14 protein-coding genes are annotated in these 15,501 nt (G+C 64.5%); 9 read left to right on the plus strand and 5 right to left on the minus strand.

What is annotated here, in order from left to right; genetic code table 11:
• Positions 1–89 precede the first annotated feature (89 nt).
• A complete protein-coding gene (locus RHPLAN_RS35295; protein ID WP_068028853.1) occupies positions 90–374 on the minus strand; it encodes a DUF2277 domain-containing protein in 285 nt (94 codons plus the stop codon).
• A 137-nt stretch (positions 375–511) separates the two neighbouring features.
• On the opposite strand from RHPLAN_RS35295, the gene RHPLAN_RS35300 reads away from it, so the two are divergent.
• Positions 512–1,087: an alpha-ketoglutarate-dependent dioxygenase AlkB gene (locus RHPLAN_RS35300; RefSeq protein ID WP_068028858.1), complete on the plus strand. Its 576-nt coding sequence runs from the start codon at positions 512–514 to the stop codon at positions 1,085–1,087.
• A 30-nt stretch (positions 1,088–1,117) separates the two neighbouring features.
• Here the strand turns inward: RHPLAN_RS35300 and RHPLAN_RS35305 are convergent, their stop codons facing one another.
• Positions 1,118–2,527 (minus strand): glycosyltransferase family 4 protein, encoded by a 1,410-nt coding sequence (locus RHPLAN_RS35305; protein ID WP_068028860.1) that lies wholly within the window; start codon positions 2,525–2,527, stop codon positions 1,118–1,120.
• Positions 2,528–2,705: 178 nt separating this feature from the next.
• Between RHPLAN_RS35305 and RHPLAN_RS35310 the strand changes: the two genes are divergently transcribed.
• Together RHPLAN_RS35310 and RHPLAN_RS35315 are read left to right on the plus strand one after the other, a co-directional pair.
• On the plus strand, positions 2,706–5,063 hold the full coding sequence (locus RHPLAN_RS35310) for an Orn/Lys/Arg family decarboxylase (protein WP_068028862.1): 2,358 nt from the start codon (positions 2,706–2,708) through the stop codon (positions 5,061–5,063).
• Positions 5,064–5,088: 25 nt separating this feature from the next.
• A complete protein-coding gene (locus tag RHPLAN_RS35315) occupies positions 5,089–5,646 on the plus strand; it encodes a GNAT family N-acetyltransferase (protein ID WP_068028865.1) in 558 nt (185 codons plus the stop codon).
• Positions 5,647–5,685: 39 nt separating this feature from the next.
• Here RHPLAN_RS35315 and RHPLAN_RS35320 read toward each other — a convergent pair whose 3' ends face one another.
• Positions 5,686–6,528 carry a MurR/RpiR family transcriptional regulator gene (locus RHPLAN_RS35320; protein WP_237179982.1) on the minus strand — a complete coding sequence of 281 codons (843 nt, stop codon included), beginning with the start codon at positions 6,526–6,528 and terminating at the stop codon, positions 5,686–5,688.
• Positions 6,529–6,809: 281 nt separating this feature from the next.
• Between RHPLAN_RS35320 and RHPLAN_RS35325 the strand changes: the two genes are divergently transcribed.
• Together RHPLAN_RS35325 and RHPLAN_RS35330 are read left to right on the plus strand one after the other, a co-directional pair.
• A complete protein-coding gene (locus RHPLAN_RS35325) occupies positions 6,810–9,158 on the plus strand; it encodes a phosphocholine-specific phospholipase C (RefSeq protein WP_068028868.1) in 2,349 nt (782 codons plus the stop codon).
• A 242-nt stretch (positions 9,159–9,400) separates the two neighbouring features.
• A complete protein-coding gene (locus RHPLAN_RS35330; protein ID WP_157100688.1) occupies positions 9,401–10,351 on the plus strand; it encodes a polysaccharide deacetylase family protein in 951 nt (316 codons plus the stop codon).
• Positions 10,352–10,395: 44 nt separating this feature from the next.
• On the opposite strand, the gene RHPLAN_RS35335 is transcribed toward RHPLAN_RS35330, so the two are convergent.
• Both RHPLAN_RS35335 and RHPLAN_RS35340 read right to left on the minus strand, forming a co-directional pair.
• Complete coding sequence (locus RHPLAN_RS35335) at positions 10,396–11,790, minus strand: ATP-binding protein (protein ID WP_068028874.1); 1,395 nt, start codon at positions 11,788–11,790, stop codon at positions 10,396–10,398.
• Positions 11,787–12,452, minus strand: a complete 666-nt coding sequence (locus RHPLAN_RS35340; protein WP_068028877.1) for a response regulator — start codon at positions 12,450–12,452, stop codon at positions 11,787–11,789. Before RHPLAN_RS35340 ends, RHPLAN_RS35335 begins: the two co-directional genes overlap by 4 nt.
• A 129-nt stretch (positions 12,453–12,581) precedes the next feature.
• On the opposite strand from RHPLAN_RS35340, the gene RHPLAN_RS35345 reads away from it, so the two are divergent.
• The 4 genes from RHPLAN_RS35345 to RHPLAN_RS35360 all read left to right on the plus strand — a co-directional run bounded on the left by RHPLAN_RS35345 (position 12,582) and on the right by RHPLAN_RS35360 (position 15,498).
• Positions 12,582–13,169, plus strand: a complete 588-nt coding sequence (locus RHPLAN_RS35345) for a NirD/YgiW/YdeI family stress tolerance protein (protein ID WP_068028880.1) — start codon at positions 12,582–12,584, stop codon at positions 13,167–13,169.
• 60 nt (positions 13,170–13,229) lie between these two features.
• Positions 13,230–13,697 carry a hypothetical protein gene (locus RHPLAN_RS35350; RefSeq protein WP_084246218.1) on the plus strand — a complete coding sequence of 156 codons (468 nt, stop codon included), beginning with the start codon at positions 13,230–13,232 and terminating at the stop codon, positions 13,695–13,697.
• Between the two features lie 126 nt (positions 13,698–13,823).
• Positions 13,824–15,098 carry an MFS transporter gene (locus RHPLAN_RS35355; protein WP_068032343.1) on the plus strand — a complete coding sequence of 425 codons (1,275 nt, stop codon included), beginning with the start codon at positions 13,824–13,826 and terminating at the stop codon, positions 15,096–15,098.
• Between the two features lie 43 nt (positions 15,099–15,141).
• A complete protein-coding gene (locus tag RHPLAN_RS35360) occupies positions 15,142–15,498 on the plus strand; it encodes a DMT family protein (protein WP_068028885.1) in 357 nt (118 codons plus the stop codon).
• Positions 15,499–15,501: the final 3 nt, after the last annotated feature.

Here is a 15,501-nt window from a genome sequence, read left to right on the forward strand (position 1 = left end):
CCCCGTTCGTCCCCGAGCATAGCCGGCCGAAGGACGACGTCGCTTCCGCTCGCCTATGGCGGGGACCCAGGGCCAAAAATCAAAGTTGATCAGAAAATCGCGTCGCTCTTCGCGAATCTCTCGCGCGATCTCGCCTTCGCCTTTTCGGCCTCGACCTCGCGGTCGCGCGCGGGCGCCGATGTCTCGAGGGAATCGACCAGACGACGCGCAGCCTTCGCGACTTCATCGACCGCGCGCGCGAACGCCGCCTCGTTGGCCTTGGACGGGCGCGCGAAGCCGCTCAGCTTGCGGACGAACTGCAGCGCGGAGGCGTGGATCTCATCGTCGGTCGCGGGCGGCTCGAAGTTGAACAGCGTACGAATGTTACGGCACATGGGCGGCTCCGTTGGCGGCGGTTCGAATGTCCCGACGGGCTGATCGGCCCAATGTAGGTGAAATCCCGGCGGTCCCCAAGGCGCCCGCATTGCATGCGGCGTTTCGGCGATTACCTGATGGTAACGAGAACCGCACGATGAACATCAGAGCCCAGCCCGACCTTTTCGCCGCGACACCCGACTGGCCGCAGGGATTCCGCTACGAATCCGGCGTGACCCCGGCCGAAGAACAGCAGGATCTGGTCGAGCAGTTCCAAACGCTTCCGTTCAAGGAATTCGAGTTTCAAGGATTTCTCGGCAAGCGCCGCGTCGTGTCGTTCGGGTGGCGCTACGACTTCAACAACGGCGGCTTTCAGAAGACCTGCTCGATTCCGGATTTCATGCTGCCGCTTCGCGACCGCGCCGCGCGCTTTGCCGGGCTCGATGGTGACGCGCTCGCGCACGCCCTCGTGCTCGAGTATCCGCCGGGTGCAGCCATCGGCTGGCACAAGGATCGTCCCATGTTCGATGACGTGATCGGGATATCCTTCGCGTCGCCGTGCACCTTCCGCTTCCGTCGCAAGAGCGGACAAAAATGGGAGCGCCGGTCGCTCACCGCGGAACCGGGCTCGATGTATCTTCTGCGCGGGCCCTCGCGCACCGAGTGGGAGCACAGCATCCCCGGCGTGGATGCGTTGCGCTATTCGGTGACGTTTCGGAGTCTTGCGAGGTAGCCTCGCCGCATTGCGGCGCAAGCGCGACGATCAGCGTTTCCGCGCCAGCGCGATGATGGAAGCGGCCGCCGCGGGCCAGCTCGGCCAGGCGAAGCCTGCAGCCACGCGCCGCTCTTCCTCGGCAACGATCGCCGGATCGTTCAGACGGCGACCGATCGCGGCCACCCAGGCGTCGTCATCGTCGGGATCGAGGCACGAAACGAGGCCGCCCGCCGCCTCCGGCAGCGAGCCGGACGACGAAACGACGGCCGTCTTGCCATGCGCGAAGGCCTCGATCACCGGCAGGCCGAAGCCCTCGTACAGCGAGGGATACACACAAAAACGGGCGCACCGGTAAAGCGCGGCAAGCTGCTCGTCGGAGGCAGCCGCGACATGAACGACGTCGCGCGCCAGCACGGGGTCTGCGGCCATCGCTGCGAAGAGATCATCGACCATCCAGCCGCGGCGGCCGGCAAACACCAGTTTGCAGCCGGCCGTGCCGCCCTGTTCGCCGGCGGCCAGGCGCTTCCAGACGCGCAACAACAGCGCATGGTTCTTGCGCGGCTCGATGGTGGACACGAACAGCACGAACCGGCCGGCTTCAAGGCCTGGGGGCAGCGGCACCGCAGTGTCCGCGACCGGCGCCGTATCTACGCCGAGCCGTTCGGTGCGGACATCGAGACTTTGGCAGCCGTGCGCTTGCGCAAAGTCGATGAGATCGGTCGCGGTCTGCTGCGAGATGGCGATGAACCGATCGGTGAACAGGATCGCGGCACGAAAGTAGCGGGTGAACACGTCGACGTCGCGCGCCTGGTAGAATTGCGGGAACTTGATCGGGATGAGGTCGTAGCAGAGGGCCACCAGCCGAAAGCCGGTGCGAGCCTTGATCTCCGCGAGCGACGCCGCGTCCTTGTTGCTCCAGTCGAAGCCGGGCGACAGCATGGTGTCGCCGGGGTTCAGTTGAACGATCGGGCCGAGCGCAGTGGCGAGGCGATACCAATTGCGCCGCACGCCTCCTGGGCCGATGGCTTGCGCCAGCATCTTGCGGCCGAACAGGCGATCGGCGCACGCGGCAACGAACCGGCGCAGCCCGCCTTGCGGAAGCTGCTGGCGGCGTTCGTCAAGCCAGCAGGCCAGCGTGCGCGGGAGCCTGAGCAACGGGCGCAGGCTGTGCTCGATCGGGGCGAGAAGCTTGCGTACGCGCGAGCGCATCGGGCGCGGATCGATCAGCGGGCCGGTGTCGACAGTGGCCCTGCCCTCGACCAGCTGTCGGGCAATGTCGCGGTCGAGCGTCCGGAACTGGCCGATCCGCGTGTCGTAGACGGAGAACACCACGTCCGGTTCGCGTTCCAGCACGAACCGCGCGATCTCGGCTTCGACCCGCACAATGCCGACTGGTGCCCCCCGCCAACGAATCAGCGTGGAGACGTCCACGATCAGACGTTGGTCGGGCGCAGCCATCGAAACAAGTTGGCGTATCTCCCAACGTCACGCAATTCGCAATCGAAGCGTTTTCCCGTCACGGCACCGTCGGAAATCCTCCCATTCCGACGGCGGCAAAAACCTGCCGGAATCGCCCGTCACAAAGCTGTCACCGAACGCGCCGACACCTTCCGCCGGACAAAATCAGTGGCGCGCCATGGACTATTTCAGACGTTTCACGTTCCTCTTCGCGGCACCGTCATTTGACGCCGACGATCTCGAAGGGCTCCGCTTCAACCAGATTGTCGACGAAATCCAGCGCTCCGGCTTTGAGGTGATCAAGGCGCGCCGGATCGAGGATGCCGAGATCGCGGTCAAGACCGACGCGGCCATCGGCTGCATGATGGTCGACTGGGGCAAGAAGGGCCTGGAGGGCAAGACCGCGGCGCTGATCAACCTGATGCGCCGCCGCGGCCTCACCTTCCCGATCATCCTCCTGATCCGCAACAAGCGGTTCGAAGACCTGCCGGTCGAGGTGCTGGACTTCATCGACGGCTACGTCTTCCTCTCGGAAGAGACGCCGCCCTTCATCGCCAAGAACCTCATCAGCCGCCTCAAGCAATACGCCGAGACACTGAAGACGCCGTTCTTCGGCGCCCTCGTCGATTATGCCGAGGAAGGAAATCAGCTCTGGACCTGCCCGGGCCACAATGGCGGCGTGTTCTACAGCCGCAGTCCGATCGGACGGGTGTTCATGGAGCACCTCGGCGAGGCGGTGTTCCGCGACGACCTCGACAACTCGGTGCTCGATCTCGGCGACCTGCTCACGCACGAGGGTCCGGCCCTTCAGGCTCAGAAAGAAGCCGCGCAGATCTTCGGCGCGGAAAAGACCTACTTCGTGCTCAACGGCACCTCGACCTCCAACAAGGTGGCGCTGACCGCACTGGTGACCGACGGCGACCTGGTGCTGTTCGACCGCAACAACCACAAGGCCGCGCACCATGGCGCCTTGCTGATCAGCGGCGGCATCCCGGTTTATGTCCCAACCGCACGCAACGCCTGGGGCCTGATCGGGCCGATGCGCTGGGACGCCTTCGAGGAAACCGCGCTGCGCGAGCGCATCCGCAACCATCCGCTGGTGAAGGACCCCGAGGCGTGGCGCAAGCCGCGGCCGTTCCGCATCGCCGTGATCGAGCAGTGCACCTATGACGGCACGATTCACAACGCCGAGATGATCCTCCGCCGCATCGGGCACCTTTGCGACTACATCCTGTTCGACGAGGCCTGGGCGGGGTTCATGAAATTCCACCCGCTCTACGCCGGACGTTTTGCGATGGGACTCGCAAACCTCGGCCCCGACGCACCGGGCATCATCGCGACGCAGTCGACCCACAAGCAGCTCGCGAGCTTCTCGCAGGCCTCGCAGATCCACATCAAGGACCGCCACATCAAGGGGCAGAGACGCCGCGTCGAGCACCGCCGCTTCAACGAAAGCTTCATGCAGCACGCCTCGACGTCGCCGTTCTATCCGCTGTTCGCCTCGCTGGATGTCGGCGCACAGATGATGAAAGGCCGCTCGGGCGAGGTGCTATGGGACGATACGATCCGGCTCGGCATCGAGCTGCGCAAGAAGATCCGCGCGACGCGCCGCGAGTTCGAGGAGAAGGAGACCCGCCCGGAGCGGCGCTGGTTCTTCGATCCGTTCGTGCCCGAGCGCGTCAGGCTGCCGGATCAGGCGCGGCCCGGCGCGGTGCACGACGTGGCCTGGGAAACCGTCAGCACGGACGAGCTCGCCACCAATCCGGCGCATTGGCAGCTGGCACCCGACGCCGCCTGGCACGGCTTCGGCGGCATGGAGCCGGGCTTTGCCATGACCGATCCGAACAAGCTGACGCTGCTGACGCCGGGCTTCAACCGCGCCAGCGGCGGCTACGCCGAGCACGGCATTCCGGCGCCGGTCGTCGCGCAATACCTGCGCGAGAACCGCATCGTGCCGGAAAAGAACGATCTCAATTCGCTGCTGTTCCTGGTGACGCCCGGCGTCGAGGCCAGCAAGGCCGGCACGCTGATCAGCGGGCTCATCGCCTTCAAGCGGTTGCATGACGACAACGCGCTGCTGGAAGAGGCCATCCCGGAGTTCTACCGGCGGCGGCCGGCACGCTATGCCGGCGTGCGGCTGCGCGATCTCTGCGCGGACATGCACCACTTCTTCCGCGAGGCCGACGTCAGCGCGCTGCAATCCCGGCAGTTCTCCGCGGAACATCTGCCCGACATCGCGCTGTCGCCGCATGACGCTAGCCGCAGCCTGATGCGCAACGATGTCGACTATCTGCCGATCGACGCCATTCTGGGCCGGATCGCCACGACGCCGTTCGTGGTGTACCCGCCCGGCATCGCCACCATCGTGCCCGGCGAGCGGCTCACCGAGCGGGCCAAGCCCATGATCGATTATCTCAAGATGTTCGAGACGAGCTTCAACACCTTCCCGGGCTTCGAGGTCGAGATCCAGGGCGTCTATCGCGAGATCGATGCGGTTGGCCGCATCCGGCTGCACACCTACGTGGTCGCCGAGTAAGACCCACAAGCGCGACATACTGCCGATGGAGAACCCGCACCCGATTTGCATCCGGCCATCGCGCGATGCCGACGTCGAGGCGATGCTGGCGATCTATCGCCACCACATCCGGCGCGGTGTCGAAAAGGGCGTCGACGACAGCGGCACGCCCGAGCCCGACGACATCCGGGACCGGCGCAAGAACCTGCGCAATCACAGATTTCCGCACCTCGTTGCCACGCTGGGCGCCGAGATCGTCGGCTACGCCTATGTGGTGCTGTTCCGCAAACGGCCGGCCTACCGTTACACCGTCAAGCATTCGATCTATGTCCACCATGACCACACCGGCCGCGGCGTCGGCCCATTGCTGATGCAGGAGCTGATCGACGCCTGCGCTGCCGCGGGCTTTCGGCAGATGATCGGCTATATCGATGCCGACAACGCCGCCTCGATCCGCCTTCACGAGAAGTTCGGCTTCGTCCGCGTGGCGCTGCTGCCGGCCGTCGCCTATCGCTACGGACATTGGGCCGACAGCGTCATGATGCAGCGCTCGCTCGGTGCCGGCTCGAGCAGCCCGCCGCCGCGCGCATCGCTCAACGGTTGATGAGCTCTCGCGAAAGCCTACGCGCCCACGCCGTCCGGATCAAAATCGCTTCTCAGCAAGAATGCGCGCGGCGTGCTGCAGTCTGTCAACCGAGCGCTCGGTGTCGGTCAGCGCGCAGCAGCTCACCAGCGTGTCGATAATGGCGAGCTGAGCAACGCGGCTGCTCATGGCCTCGGGCCGGTATCGGGTTTCGTTGGCGACCGTATAAAGCAGCACGTCGCAATGGGCGGCGAGCGGCGACTTGCCGAGCCGCGTGATGCCGATGGTCCGGGCACCGGCTTCCCGCGCCAATCGGGTCGCGAGCACGGTCTCGACCGTGCTGCCCGAGTGGGACACCGTGACGGTCGCGACCGTCGGGCCGGTCATGCCGGCGCTGACGGCCTGCACATGGGAATCGACGACCGCGCTCGATGCGAGCCCGAGCTGCAGCAAGCGATAGGAAAGGTCCTGCGCAATCGGCGCCGAACTTCCGATGCCGTAGATTTCGATTCGTCGCGCTTCCCTCAACAAACCCGCCGCCTTCGCCAGCGATTCCATCGACAGCAGGCGGCGTGTCTCGCGGAGCGACGCGGCGTGGGCGGCGAAGATGTGATCCGTGACGGTCGCCGGATCATCGCCTCGATGCAGATCCTCCTGAATCAGACGCACCGGCTCGATCAGATCCCGCGCCAGAAGAATCTTCAGCTCCTGAAACCCTCGCACGCCCACCCGGCGGCAAAAGGAAACGATCGTGCCCTCGCTGACGCCACATGTCTCGGCCACCTCGGTGATCGACATGTGAACGAAAGACTCGGCCTGCCCGATGATCAGCTCGGCGATTTGCCGGGCTTTCGGAGGAAGATCGGGCTGCAGCTCGCGAATGTGAGACAGGATCGCGTTCACAGACGGTCTGGCGTCGACGTTCGCGCGTGTCATTCCGGCCTGCTCCCGGCTCCCGGTGCTCTCTCAATTCCTGCCTCGCGGAACGTCACCGGCCGATCGTCCGGCGGCGCGATCAGCCTAAACTGAGAAAAACTCATCATAAAGCCGTTCTGAAATAAATTATTCACACCCATGTCAAACCGCCTGGGTACGCCTTGTCCGGCTCACCCCCCGCAGCGCTGCCCAAGCCCGCGCTGCATTCCGTGATCCGGTCATTTCAACACAAGAAAGGGCGAAACAGGATGACAACACGTCGCAATTTTCTGGCGGGCGTCGCGGCGGCGACTGCATTTCCCAGCATCAACCGAGCGCTGGCCATTCCGGCGATGGGCCGGACCGGCACCATCAAGGACATCAAGCACATCGTGATCCTGATGCAGGAGAACCGCGGGTTCGACCACTATTTCGGCACGATGAAAGGCGTGCGCGGCTTCGGCGACCGCTTCCCGATTCCGCTCGAAAGCGGCAAGCCGGTATGGGCCCAATCCGACGGCACCCGTGAGATTCCGCCCTACCACCGTGACGCCACGACCAGCAACGCGCTGGTCGGCTACGGCACGCCGCACGCCTATGCCGACAGTCAGGCGGCGTGGAACCAGGGCAAGATGGGCTACTGGCCCAAGTACAAGAGCCAGTACTCGATGGGCTATTTCAAGCGCGAGGACATCCCGTTCCAGTTCGCGCTGGCCGAGGCGTTCACGCTGTGCGACGCCTATCACTGCTCCATCACCACCGGCACCGACCCCAACCGGATCACGTTCTGGTCGGGCTCCAACTTCAATCCCGCGCTGCGCGCGCAGGGCATCAACTGCACCACGGCCGACGGCGAACCCAACAACCTGCGCTGCTGGCCGAGCCCCAGCAAATGGGTGGACGGCCTTCCGCAGCCGCAGCCGAACTACACGTATGTCGGCAGCGACTTCAACTGGGACACTCTTCCCGACCTGCTGCAGCGCGCCGGCATCAGCTGGCACATCTACCAGGACATGAACAACAACTGGACCGGCGCGATGCACGGCGGCCTGGCGTTCTCGAGCTTCCGCCATGCACAGCCGAATTCGCCGGTTTATGTGCACGGCCTGACCGGCGGTCCGGACTATCTCGACAAGTTGAAGGCCGACGTCATGGCCGGCACCCTGCCGCAGGTGTCGTGGGTTTTGCCGACGCAGGCCAACTCCGAACATCCGGGCGGCGGCAGCCCGACCCGCGCCGGAAACTTCACGGACGATGTGCTGAACGCGCTGACCTCCAACCCCGAGGTCTGGAGCCAGACCGCCTTCTTCCTGACCTTCGACGAGAACGACGGCTTCTTCGATCATCTGCCGCCGCCGGCGGTGCCATCCTACGACATCAACGGCAACCTGATGGGCAAGGCCACGCTGCCGCTCGCGGGCGAGTATTTCGACTCCACCGGATTCGCCCTGAATGCTCAGGACACGATCAGCGGCAAGACCCGGCCGTGGGGTCTCAGCGCGCGCGTGCCGATGTACGTGGTTTCGCCGTGGAGCAAGGGCGGCTGGGTCAACTCGCAGGTCTTCGATCACACTTCGGTGGGCCGGTTCCTCGAGAAGCGCTTCGGCATCAAGGTCGACGCCATCAGCCCCTGGCATCGCGCCATTTCGGGCGACCTGACCACGGCCTTCGACTTCGCGCGCCCCAACGATCCCCGTTTTCCGGAACTGCCCGACCAGAGCGGCTGGGCCGCCTCGGACGCGCATCAGAAAACATTGACGGCACCCGTACCGCCGGCCACGCCGCAGCCGCTGTTCCAGGAACCCGGCGTACGCTACTCGCGGGCACTGCCTTACCTTCTGCACGCCAGTGCGCAGGTTGACGCTCGCAAGGGCACGGTCAGGCTGCTGTTTGCCAACACCGGCTTTGCCGGCGCCGTGTTCCACGTTTACGACCAGTTGCACCTGGATCGCATTCCGCGGCGCTACACCGTCGAGGCCGGTCAGATGCTGGATGACGAATGGGCGATCGGCAGCGACGGCACTTATGATCTCTGGGTGCTCGGACCCAACGGTTTCCACCGCACCTTCGGGGGCGATCTCAGCAAGGCGCGGCCGCAAAATGCACCCAACCCCGAGATCTTCGTTGGCTACAACGTCCACGACGGCGGTCTGCACCTGCAGCTGCGCAACAACGGCAACAGCCACCTGCGCTTCACGGTGAAGTCCAACAAGATCTATGGGCCGCTGCTGGCTGTCAGCCCGTTGGTGTCCGCTGCGGCGATGCCGGAGTCTCCGGGCTTCGGTCCGCTTCCCGGATTGCTTCCTGTGAGCGCCGGCCCGCTGCTTGGTTTCCGGCCGGCTCCCGACTTGGGCGCGCCCGGTTTCGGCTTCGGCCCACCGCTCTTCACCCCAGGGCCGAGCTTCGGCAACGGTCCCGACACGTCGTGGGATGTCAAAGTGCCCGCTTCGGGCCATCCCAGAGAGTTGTACTGGAATCTGCGCAAGACCGGCTTCTGGTATGACTTCATCGTCACCAGCGACTCGGACAGCGACTTTGAGCGGCGCCTGGCCGGCCATGTGGAAACCGGCCGCGCTTCGGTCAGCGATCCTGGCATGGGCATGGCCGACCGTTTCTGAGACAGGCGGCGCAATCGCCACAACGATCCGGAAAGGCGCCCTCGGGCGCCTTTCTCATGTGGCCGCTTCGAAAGGGAAATCGGCGGCCTTCGGCGTTCATCGCTCTGTAACTGAAGTGGCGCGCCATTCAGAACAAAACTGCGAACTCTGATGTAATTCAGATTGCGATGTCATTTTTTATCGCATCAACTTCTGCGATGCAGCCATTCAGGCTTACGTTTCACATTGGTCGCAGGTGGAACATGCGTAAGTTGACGTTCGCTTTTCTTCTTGCCGCCAGTCTTGCGTTTGCTCCTGCGACGGCGCGGTCCGGCACGGACTGGATCACCGGCCTGCCGCGGCAGGACATCCCTGTCGCATCGTGGCCTGGAGGCAAGAAGGTCGCCGTCACCTTCGTCCTCTATGTCGAAGTGTGGGGGCGTGGACACGGGCCCAACTTCCGCCCTGACATGACCGGGCGCACGCCCGATCTCGTCGATGAGGGATTTCGCCAGTATGCGATCAATTTTGGCCTGCCGCGCACGGGCCGGCTGTTCAAGGAGATGAACGTCCCGCTCAGCCTGGCGCTGAATGCCCAGTTCCCGCAGGCTCAGCCGGAAACATGGCAGGCGCTCCGCGCGCTCGTTCCCAAGGCGCCGATCATCGCCCACGGGCTCAACAATTCCACCGACCTTCTGCCGCTATCCGAGGGGCCGGCCGCACAGCGTGCCTATATCCGCAAGACACTCGACATGATCGAGGCGAGCACCGGCGTTCGCAGCACCGGCTGGTCGAGCCCGAGCGTTTATCCCGATGCGGAGACCTTTCAAGCCAGCGCCGCAGAAGGCATCCGCTACACTCTCGACGGCATGGATTCGGACGTGCTGTCGCGGCTGGACACAAAACCGGCGCCGCTGGTGCTGGTGCCTTACCCGCCGAGCGTCGTCGACATGGGGCAATATCTCTCCCGCTTCAAGGAGGCCAGCGATCTCGAGCGACTGTGGATCGACTATGTGCAGGAACTTGCGCGTGAGGCCGCGGCCGATCCCAAGAAACCCGCGACAGTGGTCGCCATCGGCATTCATCCCTTTGTCGTCGGCACCCCCGCAGGCGCTGCTGCGTTGCGCCGTGTCTTGCAAAGCCTCAAAGCAAACCGCCTCGTCTGGCTGACGGATGTCGAGGCGGTGGTGCGCGCCGCCGGCCCATCTCGCTAAAGCGAGTCCTGTTCAGTGCGGAAACGGTGACTGGGGAGTTGATGTTACCGTCCAGCGGCAGCAGGCAGATATATCGTAACGCGCAAGCCCCCGAGCGCGGCTTTGTTCAAAGTCAGCGAGCCGGCATAGAGTTCTGCGAGCTCGCGCGTGATCGACAGGCCAAAGCCAAAACCGGGTGAGCTTTCATCGAGCCGCCGCCCCGCCTGCATGGCCTGCGCCATCTGCGCAGATGTCAATCCAGGTCCGTCGTCGTCGATCTCCAAAGCCGTGAATCGGCCTTCCTCCCGGGCACGCACAGCCACGCGCGAGCGGCACCAGTGGAACGCGTTTTCCAAGACATTGCCGAGCATCTCGTCGACATCCTGCGCCTCGCAGGCCACCGCCATGTCGTGTGCAACGTCACTGTTGAACGCAACGTCCTTGTCCGCATTCGCCTTGGCCAGAACCAGAGCCAGGTCCGCAACACGCGGTGCGAGCTGCGTTCGCGACCGCACCGGGCCGCTCAAGGCGGCGGCACGCGCGCGCCCGAGGTGATGTCGGATGCGACGCTCCATCAAAGCCACAAGTTCGTGCAGCTCTTTCGTGCCACGGGTGTCCTTCGGCAGCGCAATGGCCAAGGTCGCCAGCGGCGTCTTCAGGCCGTGCGCCAGGTTGGCGACATGTTTGCGCGCCCGTTCGAGATTTGCGGCGTTCTGTTCGAGCAGAGCATTGAGCTCGGCCGCCATCGGCTGCACCTCGCGCGGCTGGCGTTCAGGCACCCGGTCGCTATGACCCGCTCTGACATCGGCCACCGCCTGACGGAGGCGCTCCAGGGGCCGCAAGCCGAGGCGCACCTGAACCAGCATCGCAAGAACCAACGCGATCCCGAGAGCGCCAAGCGCGATCCCGAGCGTCAGCATGGCGTCGCGAAGCGGCCCGCTGACCGCCGCACGTGGCGACGATGCGACGATGGTCGCGTGAACGCCCGCAACAGACACGCCTTTGATGCGGTAATGGATCGCTTCACCGTAAGGCCCTGCGCCATCGGCCGGTGCCGGACGTTCGCCGGGCGGCGGGCGGTCACCCTCCGGCGGAGGGATTGGGGGTGGCGGCGGAAGGGGCCTGCCACTGATGTCCGGCGGCTTCAGCGTTGCGTCATCCAGCGAGCGCGATCGGATGACATTCTTCGGGCCTGAAATTTGCCAGTACCAGCCGCGGCGCATCCGGTCGAACGGCGGGCCATCGGCCGTTCCGTCGAGTCTCAATGTTCCGCCGCTGTCAGCCCGCAACATCGAGGACAGAAACAGAATGTGCGTGTCGAGGCGCTGATCGATCTGCCCCTGTACGAAACGGTGCAGCGCGAAATAAATGACGATGGCGGCGATCAGGAGTGCGGCGGCAATCAAAGCGCCAGCCGCAAGCATCAGCCTCCGGCTCAGCGACGCATCCAGAAGCCTCATGGCGGGCCCGCCGTGAGCTTGTAGCCGCGGCCCCGCTCAGTCTCGATCATGGCCTTGCCGAGCTTGCGACGCAGGCGCGCGACGATCACCTCAAGCGAATTGGAATCCGTGCCAGCGTCACCCTCATAGACCTTGTCCGTGAGCACGCTGCGCTCGACCACCGCATCCTTGCGCATGATGAGGCACTCAAGCACACGCCACTCCAGCGCCGTCAGCTTCAACGGCAGCCCATCGAGCTCAAACACGCCGGTCTGCGCTTCGAACGACAGCGGTCCACAGACAAGGCGCGGGGCGGCGTGCCCCGACGCTCGACGTACCAAGGCACGCAGGCGCATCACGAGCTCTTCGATGCGAAATGGCTTGGTCAGATAGTCGTCGGCCCCTGCCTTGAAGCCGTCGACCTTGTCGGTCCAGCCATCGCGGGCGGTGAGGATCAGGACCGGCAGCTGACGCCCGTTCTTCCGCCAGGCCCGGAGGACTTGTGCGCCGGGAATCTTGGGCAGCCCCAGGTCGAGGATGGCGACGTCATAAGGCTCGGTATCGCCGAGATGCTGACCGTCCTCACCATTCATCGCGATGTCGACGGCAAAATTTTCCGCGCGCAACGCGTTGGCGATTTCCTGCGCCAGCAGACGATCGTCCTCGACCAAAAGGATTTTCATGCGGTTCGCGCCTTGGCATGAGGCCGGCCTAAGCCCGCAAGCTTAACCCAACCTGAACGGAACGGTTCAGCGTGGATTGGGGGCGGCCCGATAATTTCCGGTCATCGCAACCGACGACAGGAGAAATCCATGAGCGAACCCCATCTGCAACCTACTTCAAGCGAGACGCCCGCGAAGCGCGGGCTGAACAAGAGTCGCGCCCTGCTGGCTGGTATCGCCATTGCGGTGCTTGCGGTCGGCGCGGCCGCAGGTGCTGGCGGCACGCGGCTCGCGCAGCGTTGGCAGCCGCAGAGCGTCATGCTGTTGCAGCCGACCTCGATCGACAGGCTGGAAGACGACAGCCCGGTCGCCGTCAACGGCAACGTGGCCGAGATCTTCGGCAACAAATTCATCCTCCAGGACCGCACGGGCCGCGTCCTCGTCGAGCTCGGCCCGCGCGGCGAGATGGGGGATGCCGTCACCAAGGGCGAGACGGTCACCGTGCAGGGCAACTTCGATCGCGGTTTCATCCACGCGCAGATCGTCTCGCATGCCGATGGCCGCAGCGAAGCCTTTGGCCCGCCGCGACGCCCCGACCGCGGACCGCCTCCGCCGCCGCGGGCTTGGTCCGACCGCGGTCTGGATCAGGGTCCACCGCCACCGCCGCGTCCCTGGGCCGAGCGTGCTCCGGATCAGGGCCCTCCGCCTCCGCCGACGGGTGAACCGCGCCCGCGATAAAGCGACCGTTGGCCATCAAAGCAGAGAGAGAGAGAGAGAGAGAGAGAGAGAGAAAGACACATGTCCGAAGACCATCGCAAACTATCCGGCAAGATCACACACGTGTTCGCGCACCGCTTCGTGATCGAAACGCCCAAAGGCGCCGTGCTCGCCGACGTGACACCTCACGGCATGGAGGCCGTTACACTCCGTGTCGGCGCCGATGTGCAGCTCGAAGGCGAGATGAAGCCATCCGAGCTCAAGGTGTTTCGCTTCACATCCGGCGGCAAAAGCGTCGCGATCGAGCACAAGAAAAAGCATCACGACGACCATCATGGTCCTGCCGACCCCGAGGTCGCACGACGGGCGGCGCGCCAGGCAGGCTTCGAACCGGTGGGAGAACCGCGTCGCAAGCCCAAGCACTTCGAGGTCTTGGGGCGCCGGCAGGGCATCTATTCGGAGCTGCACATCGAACTCGATGGCCATATCCGAAAGACCAAACCGGTCCACGACGATCCCAAGTGGGCTGACGCCCTGCGTTCTTCCTGAACGCCTGCTGCCGGCCCGGATGCGAACCATCCGGGCCGGCGAACTGCGCTGGATCCACAGGTCGCAGCCGAGATCACAGGAATTGCCTGAACCGTTTCGGCGATGGGGTTGAGGAGCATCGTTCCGATGATCGAGACGAATCCCAAGCGCCGGGCCGGCAAGGCGCTCGATGCCGCCAACTTCTTCCTCGCCGACGTCCGCGACGGCCTTGGACCATACCTCGCCATCTATCTCTTGACCGAGCAGGAGTGGAACGAAGCTCGCATCGGTATCGTGATGTCGGTTGCGACCATAGCGGGCATCGTCGCGCAAACTCCGGCTGGTGCCCTGGTCGACGCGACAAAAGCCAAGCGATCCGCGATGGTCCTTGCCGCGATGCTGGTCACCGTCTCGTCGCTCCTGCTGCCTTGGTTTTCGGATTTTCTGCCCGTCGCCGTGTCGCAAGCGACGGCCCATGCTGCCGGTTCGATCTTTCCGCCGGCGCTGGCCGCGGTCACGCTCGGCATCTTCGGCACCAAAGGTTTCACCCAGCGGATCGGGCGCAACGAGACCTTCAACCACGCCGGCAACGCGTTCGCGGCAGCGGCGGCCGGAGCGACCGCATACCTATGGGGGCCTTCGGTGGTCTTCTATCTGCTCGCGGTCATGTCGATCGGCAGCCTCGTCAGCATCCTCGCCATCCCCGAACGTGCGATCGATCACGATCGCGCGCGTGGGATCGCGAACGATCCCAAGCTGGGCGATGCCGGACATCGCGTTTCAGGGCTGAGCGTGCTCTTGACCTGTCGGCCGCTTTTGATTTTCGCCGTCTCGGCCGTGCTGTTCCATCTCTCCAATGCGGCCATGCTCCCGCTGGTCGGCCAGAAGCTCGCGCTGCAAGACAAGAATGTCGGCACGAGCATGATGTCAGCGTGCATCGTCGCGGCGCAGATCGTGATGGTGCCGATGGCGCTTCTGGTCGGAGCCAAGGCGGACTCCTGGGGACGCAAGCCGTTATTCCTGACCGCGTTGGCAATCCTGCCGGTTCGGGGGGTGCTCTACACGCTGTCCGACAACGCCTGTTGGCTGGTCAGCGTGCAACTGCTGGACGGCGTCGGAGCCGGCCTCTACGGCGCGATCTTCCCCATCATCGTCGCCGATCTCATGCGCGGGACCGGCCGGTTCAACGTCGCGCAGGGCGCTGTGATCACGGCTCAGGGCATCGGTGCGGCGCTGTCGACAACCGTTGCCGGCTTCGCGGTGGTGCACTTCGGCTATAGCGCCGCGTTCATCCTGCTCGGCGCCATCGCCGAGGTCGGAATTGTTCTCTGGATCTTTGCCATGCCGGAGACGCGACCGGATGACCGAGACGCTCAACTCTCCAGCAACAAGCTTTCCGCTCCGATCGCCGCAATTCGCTGACGGCGACCGCCCCTCGCAGCACCGCGGTTACATGAGGAACACGATGCCCTTCCAGCTATCTTCGTCTTACCTAACCCCGATCGCACTTCTCGTCTGCTCGAATCTGTTCATGACGACGGCTTGGTACGGCCACTTGAAATACAAGGAAGTGCCGCTCTGGGGCGTCATCCTGACGAGCTGGGCGATCGCATTCATCGAGTACTGCTTCGCCGTCCCGGCCAATCGTTACGGCAGTGCCGTCTATTCGACGGCCCAGCTCAAGACGATGCAGGAGGTCATCACCCTTCTGGTCTTTGTCGGCTTCTCGGTGGTCTATCTGAAAGAGCCGATCGGCTGGAACCATCTCATCGGCTTCGCTTGTATATGCGTCGGGGCCTTCTTCATCTTTCAGAAATGGTAGCGC

The sequence above is a fragment of the Rhodoplanes sp. Z2-YC6860 genome (assembly GCF_001579845.1).
GTDB lineage: Bacteria > Pseudomonadota > Alphaproteobacteria > Rhizobiales > Xanthobacteraceae > Z2-YC6860.